A 16,559-nucleotide genomic window follows, 5' to 3' on the forward strand; every position below is an offset into this window, starting at 1 on the left:
TGGCCCTTGGTTTGGGTCTTGCTTTGGCATGCTATATTACTTCAACTTAATCCCTCAATCACCCGAGCCTGGCTTATGAGCGGTCCTACCACTGTCCTGATTAATGGCGATGTCTTCCTGATCCTCTTGTCGGCAGCAGCAATTCGCGCTGCCCGGGCCGTGGTGGATGCGCGCCAACAGGCGAATGCCTTGCGCCAGTACCAGACTGAGCAACATGCAGCCTTGCTGGATCGCCTGCAAAATGCGCTGGTCGAGGGCCGTCAGGCTTTGCAGGAACAGGTGCGCATTGCAGAACAAGACTTTGCCCAGTTGTTGCTGCTGGCTGAAAAAATCGGTTGCACTGCGCAAGTGACTGCCGTAAGACCTGCCGTGCCTGCAAGTAGTGATGAACAAGACATCATTGAATATTGTCGTTCGCTGCAATTGCTGATCCACGAAATGCGCCCGGTCTTGTTACAAGAATCGACCAGACGGGCTGATGCGCTGTTCGATAAAACCGATGTGGACTTACAGGCTGCCAGTGCGGCTGCCTTGCCACAAGACCGCCTGGCACGCCTGCTGAAACGCCTCGCGCATCTGACACAACTGCCAGAACACATTGCGCAATTGGCGAAAGAACTGGAAAAATCCCTGCCGGGTGAACGCGCTGATTTGCTGGCCGCCGAATTGCGGCTGCAAATTCAAGCCCTGCTGGATGCCGAGAAAAAACGCCAGGTCGAAGAAGCCCAGGCCCTGATACTGGAACAGACATTGCAAGATCTGGGTTACCAGGTCGAAGAAGTGACTCATACCCTGTTTGTGGATGGTGGTGTGGTGCATTTCCGCCGCGCCGGTTGGGACAAATACATGGTGCGCATGCGCATGGATGCCAAGACCGGGCAAGCCAATTTCAATGTGGTACGCGCCGTCAAAGAAGGCGAGAACGAGCGCAGCGTGCTCGATCATCTGGCAGAAGACCGCTGGTGCAGCGAATTCCCGACCTTGCTGGCAGCATTGGAGGCACGCGGCATCCACATGCAGGTCACACGCAGGCTGGAAGCTGGTGAATTGCCGGTGCAACTGGTGCAGGAAGACAAGTTGCCGCAATTTATCGAAGAAGAGCAAGTGGAAAATCAAAGCCGACTAATGTCGAGAAAATTGCCATGAATGTACCCGAAACCCGCTGGTTGCTGGACCTGCAAAGGCTGTTGCCGATACGCTCACATTTTGTGATTTCCGGCAGCATACGTGACAGTTTCCTGGTCGCGCTGGATGCCATCATCATCAACATGGCAGGCAGTGCAGGCAATGGCAGCAGTGCCACAGCCAGCACTACTACCACCACCGCCGTCGCCACCACCACCACCACCAGTGCAACCCTGGTACCCTTGAACCGCGCCTTGTGGGAATCCATGAAGCGCAATGACTATCGCTTCCTGCTTCTGTATGACCCGGTTGATGGCTTGCGTGTGTATCCCGACGAGCCTGCACAACGCGACCTGGCCACGCGCCTGTTTGATTTGAAGCTGGCCGATGGCTGTCAGCAAATCAGTCTGGAAAGCCTGAGCAAGCTGATGAAGAAGCTGAGTGCAGAACGGGAAGCGCGTTGTGCGCTGGTGATCGATTTTGCCTCGCGCATTCCACGCAAGGCAGAACAGTTGAGTGATGCAGAACATCGCTTTTTTGTCGCTGCCGAAAAAATTTCCCTGACTGCCAGTGCAATCGTGCCACGCGAGACGGGTGGTGCGCCACAATACAATCCTGTCTTGTGGCTGGTGAACCGGGCGCAGGATTTACCTTCCTGGTTTACGCTTGACAGTGACCGTGTCGCCAGCCTGGTTGTCAGCAAACCAGATTTTGAAATGCGCCAGGCGGCAGCCTTGCAACTGGCGCCCTTGTTTCTTGGGTATGACAAGGCCGATGCCGCTGTCCGCACCCAGTTTGTCAAAAGTTTTACCGAAGGCACCGAAGGTATGTCCCTGTCTGCCTTGTCGGATATCACCGAATTGGCAGACCGGCAAAAACTCGGTATTGCCGATATAGAAGATGCCGTGCGCTGCTATAAGGTCGGTGCGCTGGACAATCCATGGCGCAAGGATTATCTGCGTAAAAAAATCCGTGATGCCCACGTCTTTATTGAAGAGCGGGTCAAGGGCCAGCATCCGGCAGTCGTCAAGACCCTGGATATTCTGAAGCGCTCTGTCATGAGCATGACCGGTGCGCAGGCGCGTTCAGGCGGCAGCCGCCCGCGGGGCGTCCTGTTCTTTGCCGGCCCCACTGGTGTAGGTAAAACTGAACTCGCCAAGACGCTTACCCAACTGGTGTTTGGTGATGAGCGCGCCTATCTGCGTTTTGACATGAGTGAATTTGCCGAAGAACATACCAGCGCCAGATTGCTCGGCGCACCGCCGGGTTATGTCGGCTTTGATGCCGGTGGCGAGTTGACCAACGCGGTACGGCAAAAACCGTTTTCCGTGGTCTTGTTTGATGAAATTGAAAAAGCCCATCCACGCATACTCGATAAATTCCTGCAGATACTCGAAGATGGTCGCCTGACCGATGGGCGTGGTGACACCGCTTATTTTTCTGAAACCATACTGATTTTTACCTCTAACCTGGGTATTTATGTAGAAGATGCACAGGGCCAGCGCAGCCAGAATGTGAAGCCCGGTGACAGCTATGAGACGGTGGAATTCAAGGTGCGTGAAGCCATAGGCAATTACTTCAAGTTCAAGCTGTCACGGCCAGAATTATTGAATCGCATTGGCGACAATATTGTCGTCTTCAATTTTATCTCTGCCGAAGTGGCAGGCAAGATTTTTGATGGCATGTTACGCAATGTGGCACGCCGCCTGCAGGAAGAATTGAACCTGCAACTGGCCATGCCCGCCAGCGTGCGTGATGAACTGTTGCTGCGTTGTACGCGGGATTTGAGCAATGGCGGACGCGGGGTTGGCAATCAACTGGAATCGAACTTCATCAACCCGCTGTCGCGCGCCCTGTTTGAGCAAGAGCTGGAAGGCAAGCAGCGCGTCACCGTCACCGCCATCAGCGAAACCGATAAAGTCATCAGCCTGACCCTGCAATTAGCATGAAGATAGCCATCAACAAAGCGCACTTCCCGGTCACCGTACTGGGGCCGGGGCGACGCATAGGAATCTGGCTGCAAGGCTGTGGCATAGGCTGTAAGGGCTGTGTGTCGCAAGATACCTGGGCGACGGATGCCGGCAAGGAAATGAGCGTCGCCAGCCTGCTCAACTGGTGCCGCGAAGTCAGCGCCGGACAGGTCGATGGCATCACCATTTCTGGTGGCGAACCGTTTGACCAGCCGCAGGCACTGCATGCCTTGCTGGATGGCTTGCAGCAATGGCGTGCCAGCACGACACAGGATTTTGACATCCTTTGTTATAGCGGCTATCCACTGGCGACGCTGCAAAAAAAGCAGGCTGCCCTGTTGCAAAAACTCGATGCCCTGATCCCCGAACCCTTTATCGACAACAAACCCCTGACCCAGGCATGGCGTGGTTCATCCAACCAGCCGCTGGTGTTATTGTCTGACCGTGGCAGGGCGCGCATGCAGGCCTATGTCGATGCGCCTATTGATGAACAGGACAAACGCATACAAACCATGATAAACGGCCAGCGGGTCTGGTATGTCGGCATACCGGCGCGTGGCGACATGCAAGCCCTGGAACAGCGCTGCGCCGAGCGTGGCCTGAAACTGGACAGTGTCAGCTGGAGGCCCTGAGTGAATCCTGTGTATGTACGCCGCTGCCCCGCATGCGAAACCGAGAATGCACCAGAAGTCATGCGCTGTGCATGCGGTACGCTGCTGTCCGGCATCGATTTGATGGAAAAAAAATCTGCACCTGTGGAGATCAACATTACGCAGGCCAGCACTGATTCAGAGGCAGTGGCGAATGTAGCAAAGACCGCAGCAAAGAATGCAGCAACTGAGGTAGCAACTGAGCCATCTGTCGATCTCATCTGTGGTTATGAAGATTGCGCGCAAAGCAATCCGCCCGCTAGCACACTATGCCTGTATTGCAACCGGCCACTGATGGCGATACAAGGTAAACAAAATACACAAAACCCGCCAAAGACAGTCGATGCCGGGCAAATCCAAAGCCTGGTTGCACTGCCTGTAGCCCTGCGTGAGCGTTACCAGATCGTGCGTCCTTTGCCTACCCAGGGGGCAGAGGCAGAACTCTTGCTGGTACAAGAACGGGCCAGTGACTTGCTGCACGTGGCGAAAATTTATCGTCACGGCATCTACGCCAAATCAGAAGTCAGGGAAAGACTGAAAGCCATCCCGCCAGAGCATTGTGTGATTGTGCTGGAAGCAGGCGTGTCTGAAGGCCATGCGTATGAACTCATGGAATATTGCGAGCTGGGTTCATTGCGGCAACTGGCGCAAAAGGGTAGGCCCACACCTGCCGTGCTGGAAAGCATAGTGCGTGAGCTGGCAACCGCGATTGCCAGCGTGCATGCGGTGGGCTTGATCCATCGTGACCTGAAGCCAGAAAATATCCTGATACGTACGCAAGAACCGCTGGACCTGATACTCACCGATTTTGGCATTTCATCCGTGCTGGACGCCACCCAAAGACTGACCGGCATGGCGCGCACCCTGCCGTATGCCTCGCCAGAAAGCCTGTCCGGCATGATCGATGTCAAGGCCGATTACTGGGCGCTGGGCATGATCTTGCTGGAACTGGCCCTGGGCCAGCATCCATTTGCCGATTTGTCAGAAGCCGTCATCCTGCATCACCTGACCACGCGTGAGATCGAATTGCACGCGGTGAGTGACCCTTACCTGCGCAAGCTCTTGCGTGGCCTGCTGTTGCGCGACCCCAAGGCCAGGTGGGATGAAACGCACACCCTGCGCTGGCTGGCGCATGACCGCAGCCTGCCGGATGCGGTAGAAACCATTGCCATGGGCGGTTTTCGCGAACCGTATCACATAGGCCGCGATATCTGTCATTCCAAGGAACAACTGGCAGTCGGGTTGGCCCGTAACTGGGACGATGGCGTCAGGGATATCTCGAATGCGCAATTGCTGGCCTGGTTCCGTGATGTGCAAAAAGACCAGAATGCCGTGCGGATCTTGCTGGCTTTGCGTGAAGACAAAAAGCTCTCGGTCGACGTGCAATTACTGCGCCTGATTTTGCACCTGGCACCCGGCATACCACCAGTCTGGCGCGGCGAAACCATAGAATTGCCAGGTATCCTGACGTATGCCAACAAGTCCCTGAAGGGGGACGAAGAGGCCGGTAAACGGTTGCACCAGATTTATTCATACAGCGTACTGGAAGCCTATGCCGATGCCGGTAACAAGGAAGTCGCCAGCATCGTGCAGAAATGGCAGGATTGCTGCAGGCAGATTCAGCATGCCTGGCACGATGCCCACAAGCTGATGAAAGAACATGCCAGCAAGCATTTGCCCGGTGAATATTCAAACATAGACAAACTCTTGTACGGCCTGGAAACCAACGACAATGCTCCGATCTACAAGCTGCATGCGCGCGTACTGGCGCTGGCCTATGATGCACGCTGGCCGGAACGCCTGCGCAAGCGTCTGATTGTTGCCTATGCCGGCATGCAGGCCTATTGCCCATGGTTATCCGTGCTGGGAGAGATAGAGCAGATGCCGGTGGCATCCTTACTGGTGCTGGAAGCCATGTTGCCGGATGCACAGAAAGCGGTGGAGCGGCAACAAAAGGCCGAAGCCTGGCAGCGCACCGCAGATCAGGAAGAGGCCGAGGCCATACGACAGGAAGTGCAGGCCAGCATCAGGGCAATACGGTCTGCGGCTACTGGCAACCTGTGGTTAGATACAGCAGCCACCGATTTGCGGGCGGCGATTGAGCACTATGAAGCGTTGCTGGAAAGATTGCACGCCTCTGCCAGCACCGAACTACCATGGCAGGAAGCAAAGAAAGCTGCTACCAGGGTAGAACGCAACGTTGCCAAATTGAGCATGTTGGTAGATACTTTGTTGGTCAGGCGGGTTGAAAATGAAGGCTGGACCGGGACCGAAATGCAGGTGTTGATTGGTATCGCAGCGATAGGTATTCCACTATTTTTCCGTTTTGCGATTGTGTACTGGATGTTGCCGGTAATCGCCGGACTTGCGGCCTGGCGGTTTTTGCCGAATTATTTGATGATGAAAGAAATCCGCATCCTGGGTCAGCAACTATCAATGTAGGAGGGCAACTGCATGTCGGTCATCTTTCAAAAACTCAATCTGAAGACACAAAGCGAAATCCTGGTGTTGCAGGCACCGGATTCGTTTGAGCCTGAAATTGCCGCTTTGACCGGTGTCAAGGTGCTGAGGAAGCTGTCGTCCGCCAAGCAGTGTGAATTTTCACTGGCCTTTGTCAGCAAGCAAAAAGAACTGGACGAGCTGTCGCTGAAGCTGAGCAAGCTCGCCAAAGGCGATGCCCTGTTGTGGTTTGCCTATCCCAAAAAGACCTCCAAACGCTATCAATGTGAATTCAACCGCGACACCGGCTGGGATGTCTTGCGTGCCGCCGGTTTTGATTCTGTGCGCATGGTTGCCATTGATGAAGACTGGTCAGCTTTGCGCTTTCGCCGCGTGGACTATATCAAGGCCTGAATCTGCGGTACCTGTCACCAGAATTGCAGGCGATATACTGATGGCGTCATCGCATACGCAGCCTTGAAGGTGCGACAGAGGTTGGCGTGGCTGGCAAAGCCGCAAGTCAGCGCAATTTCCGAGAGCGGCAATTTACCCTCTCTGAGCAGGCGTGCTGCCAGTTCCACTCTGGCGCGTCGCTGATAATCACCGATGGTCAAGCCGTAATGACGCTTGAATTCCCGTGCAAGATGTACCGGATGGTGCCTGACTTCATGTGCCAGTTGTTCCAGAGTGATGTTTTGCTCATAATGCGCATTGATATAGTCGCGTGCAGTTTTCAGCCATGCTGGTACACCTGACTGAGTGCTGTTTTCATTTGCGCGTGCAAACGCGGCAATCAGCTCAAGCACCAGACCTTCCCTGGCCAGGTTGGTGTAAGGGTCGTCATTCTGCAATTCATGCATGAGCCTGGTACCCAGTTGCAAAAAATGCCCGGCGCGCGAAAAAGGGGCCTGGTCCAGTCGTATGCCATGTCCGGCCAGGTATTCGAGGGACATCTGGGCAGGTGCAAAAATCAATTTGCGGGCACCCATATTGCCTATCTGTTGCGCGTGCGGTGTGGCATGCGGGCACACCAGCAAGTCGCCCTGCCCATGTACAGAAACCCGGGAACGTATGGTTTCCTGATAGCTTCCACCTATGACCAGACAAAACAGGGTTTCGTCGTGTACGTGCTCTTTCAGACAGAGACCAGCATGGTAATTGGAAAGATGGAGATTAAGCCCGGTGTGCATATCAGGTCTCGCAAAAAGAGTATAGACGCTAAGCCAAGGAAAAACGCTCATTGCAGGAAAGACAGACAGGCATTTTACGTTTAAAGTTCCGTTACTTTCTGAAGGATATTTGATAGGACGATTGCCATGTGGACGAACAGTTTTCTGAAAAATGATAAAACCCGTAATCTGGTTTTGGTCGTGACCTTGATGGCCTGTGGCCTTTCTCTCGCGCATGCTGCCGAGGTAAGCGTGACAACAGTTGAACCTCCTTTGGTGACAGGTTTTGATGCCAGGGCCTGGCAGGCTGACTATGCATTCTTGAAGCAGCAGTTGCAGACGCAGTATGCAAATCTGGCATGGTTTGCCAGCCCGCAGGGTAAAGTCAATCTGCCTCAGCTGGATACTTATACACGCAAGGCTTTGGCGTTGGCAGAAAACGATGAGCAGGCGAAAGCTGTGCTGCGCAATTTTATCGACGCCTTTCATGACGGGCATTTGCGCCTGATTGCACGTCCGAATGCTTCTGTTGGTATAACGGAAAGCGAACCGCCTGCTGTCGCTATTGAAAACATGGACATGGAAAACGCCTGCGCAGCCATTGGTGTCGGATCAACAAGTCGCCTGCAGTTTTCATTGCCGTTTGAAAGCTTGCCTGGCTTTACCCTGTTTTCGGATGGGGTGACACAGGCGTTCCGGGCAGGGATCATTACCACTGAGCGGGGCAACAAGCTCGGTATGCTACGTATTCCGCGTTTTCGCGAGGTAGAATATCCGGGCCTGTGTGCACAGGCATGGAAGATGCTGGCATCCGGCAAACAGGGCATTAATACAAAACAGCTCAAGAAAGCGATGACAGACGCCTGGTTTGAGGTTTTGGCGGCGCATCTGGCCCGTATGAAAACCGCCGGAGCGCAGGCGGTGCTGGTTGACGTGGGCGGAAATGGTGGTGGCAATGATTCTGGCGACTGGAGCGCCAGGCTGCTTACGTCCCGTGCCGTGCGTTCTGCTCCCTTGTTGATGGCCGCAGGCCCGATCGCGCAGGCATATCTGGACGAAGAGTTGCAAAGCATGCGCAAGTCCTATGACGACCCTGATTTTGCCAATACCACTCAGCGCAGCACTATGCAGGCTGCAATCACCATGTTTGAAAAAGCCCTGGCCAGCATGTCCGCCAGTTCATGCGACCTGTCCTGGGTATGGCAAGAGCAAAGACCGTGGCAAGTGGGTGGATGTTCCAATCTGGCGAAAGTTGGCTTTGCCAGTGGCCCGTATGCCTACCTGCCAGTATCGGACTATGCAGAAACCAGCTATGTCAGCAGCATGTACTGGGCCGCCAATGCGGATAAGTACAGAGGTAGCTGGACTGGTCCGGTATATGTGATGACCGATAGGGGTGTCGGTTCCGCTGCCGAAGCTTTTGTCGCCATCCTGAAAGACAATGCAGTGATAAAAACCATGGGCACGCTCACTGGCGGGTCTGGCTGTGGCAATATGCAAGCCATCAGACCTATCGTGTTACCCCATTCAAAACTGAGTTTCCAGGCTCCAGACTGTGTACGCCTGCGCGCCGACGGCAGTGATGAAGTCATGGGTATCACACCCGATTTACCACTTGACGCTGTGACTGGCGAAAGTGACCGCGCCCGCGCTGCCCGTGCCATCAAAACCATGGAAAGGGACATGTCCGGCATCAATCTTGCACCTTGAATACAGGCATGCTTTAGCTGCTTCAGAATGGGGAAAGTGTTGGCCTGTACTTGTTGAAACGGTAAAAAATGCCGCTTTTGGACGAAGACTGGCAAACTGCCTATACTGATAACTGAGTAATAACTGAATTACAGCTTAACGGTGGCTGCCCCCCGGGCTTGGCGCTCATATTTTTGGGCGTGGATAGTCAACATCATGCTGTACGTATAGGATTCAGCACCACGGATGCTAACCTCATTGCATAAGAATTTCATTCTGGAGCATTCATGTCTGATCCCATCCGTTTTTATTTCCAGGGCCAAATCCAGCAGGTTGAGGATGCGGCACCAACCCGCACGCTCTTGCAGCATTTGCGCGAAGACCGTCATTGCACCGGCACCAAGGAAGGTTGTGCCGAAGGGGATTGCGGTGCCTGTACTGTGGTCATCGGTGAATTGAAACAGGGCAAGCTGGAATTGCAGTCTGTCAATTCCTGCATACAGTTCTTGCCCACGCTGGATGGCAAGGCTGTGTTTACCGTCGAAGACCTGCAGCAAAAAAATGGGAATCTGCATCCGGTTCAGCAAGCCCTGGTCGAATGCCACGGCTCGCAATGCGGCTTTTGCACGCCCGGGTTTGCCATGTCGCTGTGGAGCCTGTACCTGAAAAAAGAAGCTGGTACGGCCCCGCCATGCCGCAAGGAAATCGACGAAACCCTGTCCGGCAACCTGTGTCGTTGCACTGGCTACCGCCCCATCATTGACGCCGCCAAACGCATGGGTGAATTGCCCGCGGCTGAATTTGATCGCGCCGCTGTCAGCAACAGCCTGCAAGGTCTGCAACGTGGCGAGATGTTCACCTACAGCGCAGATGGCCAAACCTTTTATGCACCGCGCACGCTGCAACAATTGGTGCAGGTGCGTGCCGACCACCCACAGGCAAGCATACTTGCCGGGTCCACCGACGTTGGCCTGTGGGTCACCAAGCAAATGCGCGATCTGGGCGATATTATTTATGTGCGTGAAGTGGACGACTTACAGCACATCAGCGTAAGGGATGGCAAGCTCGAGATCGGTGCAGCCGTATCGCTGAATGATGCGTATGCCGCAGTCTGCCAGCATTATCCGGATGAGCTGACCGAGATGTGGCAACGTTTTGCCTCACAACCGATACGCAATACCGGTACCCTGGGGGGCAGTGTCGCCAATGGTTCACCTATCGGTGATTCGGCACCGTGGATGATTGCCCTGGGCTCAGAAATTGTCTTGCGCGGTGTGCATGGCCAGCGTGTGCTTTTGCTGGAAAATTTTTACCTCGACTACATGAAAAAGGATATGCAGCCAGGCGAGTTTGTCGAAGCCCTGCGTATTCCCCTGCCAAAAGCCGGACAGCAATTCCGCACGTATAAACTGGCGAAACGCTATGACCAGGATATCTCTGCTGTCTGTGCTGCGTTTGCCATCACGCTGGATGGCGACATCGTGCGCAATGCGCATATCGCTTTTGGTGGCATGGCCGCGACATCACGCCGCGCGCCACTGGCAGAAGCGGCATTGAATGGCCAGGTCTGGAATGAAGCCACCTTGAAGCAGGCCATGGCCTTGCTGGCACAGGATTACACACCGCTGACCGATATGCGCGCCAGCAATACCTATCGCATGCAGACTGCACAAAATCTCTTGCGTCGCTTCTGGCTGGAAACCAGGACCACGGCCCCTTTGACATTGCAGGCCGTGAACGTGTTTGCATCTGTCACTGCATAAGCTCAGGAGAAAACATGAATACCCAAACTGAAGCTTTTCTGACGGATAAAAACCAGGCCCAGGTGGAAGCAGGCTGGGCCGAAGTTGGCAAATCACATCCGCATGAATCAGCAATTTTGCATGTACTCGGTGAAGCGCGGTATACCGATGACATTCCTGAACTGCAAGGTACTTTGCATGCCGCATTGGGACTGTCATCGAAGGCGCATGCACGTATCCTGTCCATGAATTTTGATGCAGTAAAAAATGCATGCGGCGTAGTCGCGGTCTACACCGCCAAAGATATACCCGGCACCAATGATTGTGGCCCCATCATTCACGACGACCCGATTTTGTCCGCAGGGCTGGTGGAATATGTAGGGCAGCCCATTTTCATCGTGGTGGCAGATACCCATGACAATGCCCGCCGCGCTGTACGCAAGGCCGAGATCGTCTATGAAGAATTGCCAGCGATACTGACGCCGCAAGAAGCCAAAAAAGCCCAGTCTTTCGTCGTGCCGCCCATGCATTTGCAGCGTGGCGATGCACAGCAGGCGTTTGAAAGATCAGCGCACCGCGTCAAAGGTGAACTGTATGTGGGCGGACAAGAACAGTTTTATCTCGAAGGCCAGATTTCCTACGCCATTCCCAAAGAAGACCGGGGCATGCTGGTCTTGTGTTCCACCCAGCACCCCAGTGAAATGCAGCACGTGGTTGCCCATGCATTAGGTGTGCACAGCCATAACATCGTGGTGGAATGTCGCCGTATGGGCGGTGGTTTTGGCGGCAAGGAATCACAGTCTGCATTGTGGGCAGCGGCAGCGGCCATTTCTGCTGCTCACCTGAAGCGGCCAGTCAAACTGCGTGCCGACCGGGATGACGACATGATGGTCACCGGCAAGCGTCATTGCTTCCACTATGAATATGAAGTTGGCCATGACGATCAGGGCCGCATCATTGCCGCCAAAGTCGAGATGGTGTCGCGTGCCGGTTTTTCTGCCGATTTGTCGGCCCCGGTAGCAACCCGTGCGGTCTGCCATTTCGACAATACTTACTACCTTGGTGATGTCGATATCCTGGCCATGTGCGGCAAGACCAATACCCAGTCGAATACAGCTTTCCGTGGCTTTGGCGGCCCGCAAGGTGCGATTGCGATTGAATACATCATTGATGAAATCGCCCGTAACCTGAATCAGGATGCGCTCGATATACGCAAAATCAATTTCTATGGCCGCAACGATGCCGAAGGCCGCAATATCACCCAGTATGGCCAGAAAGTCGTCGATAACATTATTCATGAACTGGTGGCCGAGCTGGAAGTCAGCAGCGATTACCAACAACGCCGGGCCGACATCAAAGCCTTCAATGCCCATAGCCCGGTATTGAAGAAAGGTCTGGCTTTTACGCCGGTGAAGTTTGGTATTGCCTTCAACGTCACCCATCTGAACCAGGCGGGTGCACTGGTGCATATCTACACCGATGGTTCGGTGCTGGTGAATCACGGCGGTTGCGAAATGGGGCAGGGTGTGAATACCAAGGTGTGCCAGGTGGTGGCGCATGAACTGGGCCTGAACCTGGACCAGGTGCGCGCCACCGCCACCGATACCAGCAAGGTCGCAAATACCTCGGCCACCGCAGCCTCTACCGGCGCTGATTTGAACGGCAAGGCGGCGCAAAATGCCGCGCATACCCTGCGCCAGCGTTTGGCAGAATTTGCAGTAAAGACCTATGGCGGTGAACAGGAAGCCGTGCGCTTTGCGGCAGACCTGGTCAGCGTCAATGGCCTGGATATCCCGTTTGAAGCACTGGTGCAAAAAGCCTACCTGGCCAGGGTGCAATTATGGTCCGATGGTTTTTATGCGACGCCCGGCTTGCATTGGGATCCAAAGACCATGAGTGGTAATCCGTTTTCTTATTTTGCCTATGGGGCTTCAGTATCTGAAGTGATTGTCGATACCCTGACCGGTGAATGGAAACTCTTGCGTGCCGATGCCCTGTACGATGCCGGTAATTCGCTCAATCCGGCGATTGATATCGGCCAGGTCGAAGGTGCCTTCATCCAGGGCATGGGCTGGCTGACAACCGAAGAATTGTGGTGGAACAAGGGCGGCAAGCTGATGACGCATGCCCCTTCGACTTACAAGATACCGGCGATATCGGATTGTCCTGAAGATTTCCGTGTCAGTCTGTACCAGAATAGTAATGTGCAGGACAGCATACACAGGTCCAAGGCGGTTGGTGAACCACCTTTGCTGTTGCCATTCTCGGTTTTCTTTGCGATAAGGGATGCCATTGCCAGTGTCGGCGATTATCGTTACAATCCGCCACTTAACGCCCCTGCAACCAGCGAAGCGATTTTGTTGGCCATCAATGCAGTGGAAGACCTGGCTGCTGCCGATATTGCCAGTGGACTGTAACAGCCATCTAGTACTGCCCCCTGATCAACTAAGTGAACCTGTCATGAAGCTTTGGTTAAACGCTGTCGTCAGCCACCCGGCACCAAAGATACTGGTGACGGTTGCGACGGTATTGGGTTCAGGCCCGCGTGAACCGGGGGCCAAGATGTTGGTCACGGCAGATGAGTTATTCGATACCATAGGTGGCGGTCACCTCGAAATGAAGGCGATAGAGATCGCCCGCAGCATGCTGGCCATGCCGGAAGCAGAACTTGCCGCACAACGCAGGCGTGAACGCTTCCCGCTAGGCCCCAGCCTGGGTCAGTGCTGCGGCGGCGTCGTGCACCTGGTGTTTGAACGGGTGCAACCAGATGCGGCGGCCTTCCATCACTTGAACCAGCGTTGGCGTGCAGGCCAGGATAGTTGGCGCTTACTGGCACTGGATAGCGTGCGCACACCGACTTTGTGCGATGTCGATGGCCGGTATCTGAGTGGTTCGGCCTGGCCCGTCACATTGCCCATGCAGATAGACACACAAAATCCCTGTCAGGTACTGACAGATACGATAGGGCGGCGCTGGTTGCTTGAGGCCTGCCTCGCTTATCGTGCACACCTGATGTTGTTTGGTGCTGGCCATGTCGGTGCCGCCATCGTGCACGCCCTGGCTGATTTGCCTTGCCGCATTACCTGGGTGGATGAGCGTGAAGACATGTTCCCGACCAGACTGGCGGACAATGTCACAGTGGAAGCTACGGATAGTCCAGAGGCCCTGATTGATACTGCCGCGCCGCATACATCCTTTCTGGTGATGACGCATAGTCATGCACTCGACCAGAACCTGTCCGAACATATTCTGCGACGCCACGATGTGTGCTGGTTTGGCCTCATCGGCTCACAAACCAAGCGTGCGCAGTTTGAACGCCGTTTGTGTGAACGTGGCATACCAGCCACGCGCTTGCATGACATGGTGTGCCCCATAGGTTTAGCCGGTATCAATGGCAAACAACCGGCCGTGATTGCGGCATCCGTTGTTGCGCAACTCTTGCAGGTATGGGAAGAGCATGAACTGCATCAGCAAAAGCAACTTGCGCGCGTGCTTGCAAGGATAGGGGCACCGGCAGGTCAGCATCAGTCTGTAAGCGATACAGAAAACCAGGCCTTAGATGCGTGCCACTCGCTGGCTAAGCGTTAAACTTTTTCGGTTTGCTTGCGCCCGCAAGACAGACTTTCACGAAAGACCCTAGTATGACTGCCATTTCATCAGGCAATTTGAACCAAACTGGCTTGCAGGCTTATCGCGCCAGTGTGCTGCATTTCAAACACGACCCGGCGTTTCATGATCAGGCCTATGCCTGGCATGAAGATGGCCTGTTAATTGTGAATGAGGGAAAAATTCAGGCGGCCGGCGACTATGCGCAATTGCACGGCAGCCTGCCAGCCGGGACTGAAGTCATCGATTACCGTGGCAAACTGATACTGCCGGGTTTTATCGATACCCATATCCATTATCCACAAACCGACATGATCGCCTCGCCAGCGCCGGGTTTGCTGCCGTGGCTGGAGACCTATACCTTCCCGACCGAACGTCAGTTTGGCGACATCCATCACAGTGCCGACGTCGCAGCTTTCTTCATTGATGAACTGCTGCGTTGTGGCACGACGACAGCCATGGTGTATTGCACCGTGCATCCGGAATCGGTGGAAGCCTTCTTCACCGAAAGTGAAGCACGCAATCTGCGCATGGTGGCCGGCAAGGTCTTGATGGACAGGAACTGCCCTGAATTTTTGCGCGATACCGCAGAAGGCGGTATACGCGACAGCGAAACACTGATCAGGAAATGGCACAAGCGTGGCCGCCAGCTATATGCCATTACGCCGCGCTTTGCACCGACTTCCAGCGATGCGCAAATGCAGCTGGCCGGTGAACTGGCGCAAGCCTATCCCGACACCTACTTGCAGACCCATGTGGCAGAAAATACCGATGAAGTGGCCTGGGTCAAAGCGCTATACCCCAAGGCCCGCAGTTATCTGGATGTGTACGACCAATACGGCATGCTGCGCCCACGCGCCATGTACGGGCATTGCATCTGGCTCGATGATGCAGATCGCGCGCGCATGGCAGAAACCCAGTCTGCAGCAGCTCTATGCCCGACCTCGAATCTTTTTCTTGGCAGTGGCCTGTTCAATTTCGAACGCGCCGATGCCCAGCAGGTCAGTCTGTCACTGGCAACAGATGTCGGCGGCGGCACTTCATTCTCTATGCTGCGCACCATGAATGAAGCCTACAAAATGGCACGCCTGGGTGGCAGCTACTTGCCCGCCTTTCGCATGTTTTATCTGGCCACCCTGGGTGGTGCACGCAGCATGCAGCTGGAAGGTACGATAGGCAATTTCGTCAAGGATGCCGAAGCCGATTTCATCGTACTCGACCCGCAAGCCACTCCCTTGCTGGCACGCCGTACCAGTCACACAGAAAGCCTGGATGAATTATTGTTTGCACTGGCCATGCTGGGCGACGACCGCACTGTGGCGGCAACCTATGCGGCCGGCAAATGCGTGCATCAACGCCAGGCGTGAAATTCTGCAGTAACTGACTTATGATGCTGGCTGCTCCATCAATTTGAAGCCCCCGTATTTTCATAAGGACACACCATGCCTACCATCAATGTACAAATGTTTGAAGGCCGCACGCTGGAACAAAAACGTGCCTTTGTCAAAGCAGTAACCGAAGTCAGTTGCCAGACCCTGGGCTGTTCGGCAGAGGCGGTGGATATTATTATCCAGGAAGTGAAGCGGGAGGATTGGGCGTCAGGGGGGACTTTGTGGTCTGATAAGAAGTAAGAGGTGGTTTCTTTTCCTTGATCCAAAGGCGCTTGTTTTTGAGTCACGGCCATCATATTAACGTCATTCCTGCGAAGGCAGGAAGCTACCGGGCTGGCGCTCCAGTGTCGTAGTTTGGGCCGGACCTCTGATTAAGGTATTCGTTAATTAAGGTCGAATTCAAGACCTTTCACCACAGAGACACGGAGACACAGAGGAAAAAACGGAGATTGTTTTGGCTCCTTCCCCTTCAAGGGGAAGGTTGGGATGGGGATGGGTTTCGGTAGAACAACAGCAATAATAAAAACATCGCTCCTGCGCAGGCAGGAGTCCGGCGGTGTTCGTTGCATTGCCGTACTTTGACTAAAACGATTGCCCTTCGTGGATACAAGCCGGGTCTCGGCCCGGCGGCCGAAATACTTTCTTTGCTTCCCCTCCATGTCAGGATAGATGTCGCGTCATCAGAAACATAACTCAATGGAGAGCGAAAGGCAGAGTAAGATGAAACGAGTACGCTATACGGCAGAACAAAAGGAATGGGTAATTCAACAAATGATAC

General features: G+C 54.4%; 12 protein-coding genes. 11 read left to right on the forward strand and 1 reads right to left on the reverse strand.

Annotated elements, in window-relative coordinates:
• Positions 1–75: 75 nt before the first annotated feature.
• From ACO0K9_RS26540 to ACO0K9_RS26560, 5 genes are read left to right on the forward strand one after another with little or no spacing between them, the layout of a single operon-like run.
• On the forward strand, positions 76–1,146 hold the full coding sequence (locus ACO0K9_RS26540; RefSeq protein WP_422990135.1) for a hypothetical protein: 1,071 nt from the start codon (positions 76–78) through the stop codon (positions 1,144–1,146).
• Positions 1,143–3,074, forward strand: a complete 1,932-nt coding sequence (locus ACO0K9_RS26545) for an AAA family ATPase (protein ID WP_422990137.1) — start codon at positions 1,143–1,145, stop codon at positions 3,072–3,074. The genes ACO0K9_RS26540 and ACO0K9_RS26545 overlap by 4 nt, the downstream gene beginning before the upstream one ends.
• A complete protein-coding gene (locus ACO0K9_RS26550) occupies positions 3,071–3,727 on the forward strand; it encodes a 4Fe-4S single cluster domain-containing protein (protein WP_422990139.1) in 657 nt (218 codons plus the stop codon). Before ACO0K9_RS26545 ends, ACO0K9_RS26550 begins: the two co-directional genes overlap by 4 nt.
• Positions 3,728–6,187: a protein kinase domain-containing protein gene (locus ACO0K9_RS26555; protein ID WP_422990141.1), complete on the forward strand. Its 2,460-nt coding sequence runs from the start codon at positions 3,728–3,730 to the stop codon at positions 6,185–6,187.
• 12 nt (positions 6,188–6,199) lie between these two features.
• The gene (locus ACO0K9_RS26560) at positions 6,200–6,598 is read left to right on the forward strand and encodes a hypothetical protein (RefSeq protein ID WP_422990143.1); all 399 of its coding nucleotides are present in this window, start codon (positions 6,200–6,202) and stop codon (positions 6,596–6,598) included.
• Between the two features lie 14 nt (positions 6,599–6,612).
• Here the strand turns inward: ACO0K9_RS26560 and ACO0K9_RS26565 are convergent, their stop codons facing one another.
• On the reverse strand, positions 6,613–7,374 hold the full coding sequence (locus tag ACO0K9_RS26565) for a helix-turn-helix transcriptional regulator (RefSeq protein ID WP_422990145.1): 762 nt from the start codon (positions 7,372–7,374) through the stop codon (positions 6,613–6,615).
• A gap of 126 nt (positions 7,375–7,500) precedes the next feature.
• Between ACO0K9_RS26565 and ACO0K9_RS26570 the strand changes: the two genes are divergently transcribed.
• The 6 genes from ACO0K9_RS26570 to ACO0K9_RS26595 all read left to right on the forward strand — a co-directional run bounded on the left by ACO0K9_RS26570 (position 7,501) and on the right by ACO0K9_RS26595 (position 16,021).
• Positions 7,501–9,063, forward strand: a complete 1,563-nt coding sequence (locus ACO0K9_RS26570) for a S41 family peptidase (protein ID WP_422990147.1) — start codon at positions 7,501–7,503, stop codon at positions 9,061–9,063.
• 266 nt (positions 9,064–9,329) lie between these two features.
• Entirely contained in the window at positions 9,330–10,805 is a 1,476-nt protein-coding gene (gene xdhA, locus ACO0K9_RS26575; RefSeq protein ID WP_422990149.1) for a xanthine dehydrogenase small subunit, read from the forward strand.
• Positions 10,806–10,819: 14 nt separating this feature from the next.
• Positions 10,820–13,201 (forward strand): xanthine dehydrogenase molybdopterin binding subunit, encoded by a 2,382-nt coding sequence (gene xdhB / locus ACO0K9_RS26580; protein ID WP_422990151.1) that lies wholly within the window; start codon positions 10,820–10,822, stop codon positions 13,199–13,201.
• A gap of 43 nt (positions 13,202–13,244) precedes the next feature.
• A complete protein-coding gene (gene xdhC, locus ACO0K9_RS26585) occupies positions 13,245–14,372 on the forward strand; it encodes a xanthine dehydrogenase accessory protein XdhC (protein WP_422990153.1) in 1,128 nt (375 codons plus the stop codon).
• 53 nt (positions 14,373–14,425) lie between these two features.
• Positions 14,426–15,757, forward strand: coding sequence for a guanine deaminase (guaD, locus tag ACO0K9_RS26590; RefSeq protein ID WP_422990155.1), 1,332 nt, complete (start codon positions 14,426–14,428; stop codon positions 15,755–15,757).
• 75 nt (positions 15,758–15,832) lie between these two features.
• Positions 15,833–16,021 (forward strand): 4-oxalocrotonate tautomerase, encoded by a 189-nt coding sequence (locus tag ACO0K9_RS26595; RefSeq protein ID WP_422990157.1) that lies wholly within the window; start codon positions 15,833–15,835, stop codon positions 16,019–16,021.
• The last annotated feature ends 538 nt before the right edge of the window (positions 16,022–16,559 follow it).

Origin of the sequence: Undibacterium sp. Ji50W (assembly GCF_049340445.1) — a bacterium.
GTDB lineage: Bacteria > Pseudomonadota > Gammaproteobacteria > Burkholderiales > Burkholderiaceae_D > Undibacterium.

Excerpts from the sequence above, each read along its gene's own strand:
- ACO0K9_RS26545 (WP_422990137.1), top strand. The coding sequence starts at position 1,143 with ATGAATGTACCCGAAACCCGCTGGTTGCTGGACCTGCAAAGGCTGTTG.
- ACO0K9_RS26560 (WP_422990143.1), top strand. The coding sequence starts at position 6,200 with ATGTCGGTCATCTTTCAAAAACTCAATCTGAAGACACAAAGCGAAATC.
- ACO0K9_RS26570 (WP_422990147.1), top strand. The coding sequence starts at position 7,501 with ATGTGGACGAACAGTTTTCTGAAAAATGATAAAACCCGTAATCTGGTT.
- xdhA (WP_422990149.1), top strand. The coding sequence starts at position 9,330 with ATGTCTGATCCCATCCGTTTTTATTTCCAGGGCCAAATCCAGCAGGTT.
- xdhC (WP_422990153.1), top strand. The coding sequence starts at position 13,245 with ATGAAGCTTTGGTTAAACGCTGTCGTCAGCCACCCGGCACCAAAGATA.
- ACO0K9_RS26540 (WP_422990135.1), top strand. The coding sequence starts at position 76 with ATGAGCGGTCCTACCACTGTCCTGATTAATGGCGATGTCTTCCTGATC.
- ACO0K9_RS26550 (WP_422990139.1), top strand. The coding sequence starts at position 3,071 with ATGAAGATAGCCATCAACAAAGCGCACTTCCCGGTCACCGTACTGGGG.
- ACO0K9_RS26565 (WP_422990145.1), bottom strand. The coding sequence starts at position 7,374 with ATGCACACCGGGCTTAATCTCCATCTTTCCAATTACCATGCTGGTCTC.
- xdhB (WP_422990151.1), top strand. The coding sequence starts at position 10,820 with ATGAATACCCAAACTGAAGCTTTTCTGACGGATAAAAACCAGGCCCAG.
- ACO0K9_RS26595 (WP_422990157.1), top strand. The coding sequence starts at position 15,833 with ATGCCTACCATCAATGTACAAATGTTTGAAGGCCGCACGCTGGAACAA.
- guaD (WP_422990155.1), top strand. The coding sequence starts at position 14,426 with ATGACTGCCATTTCATCAGGCAATTTGAACCAAACTGGCTTGCAGGCT.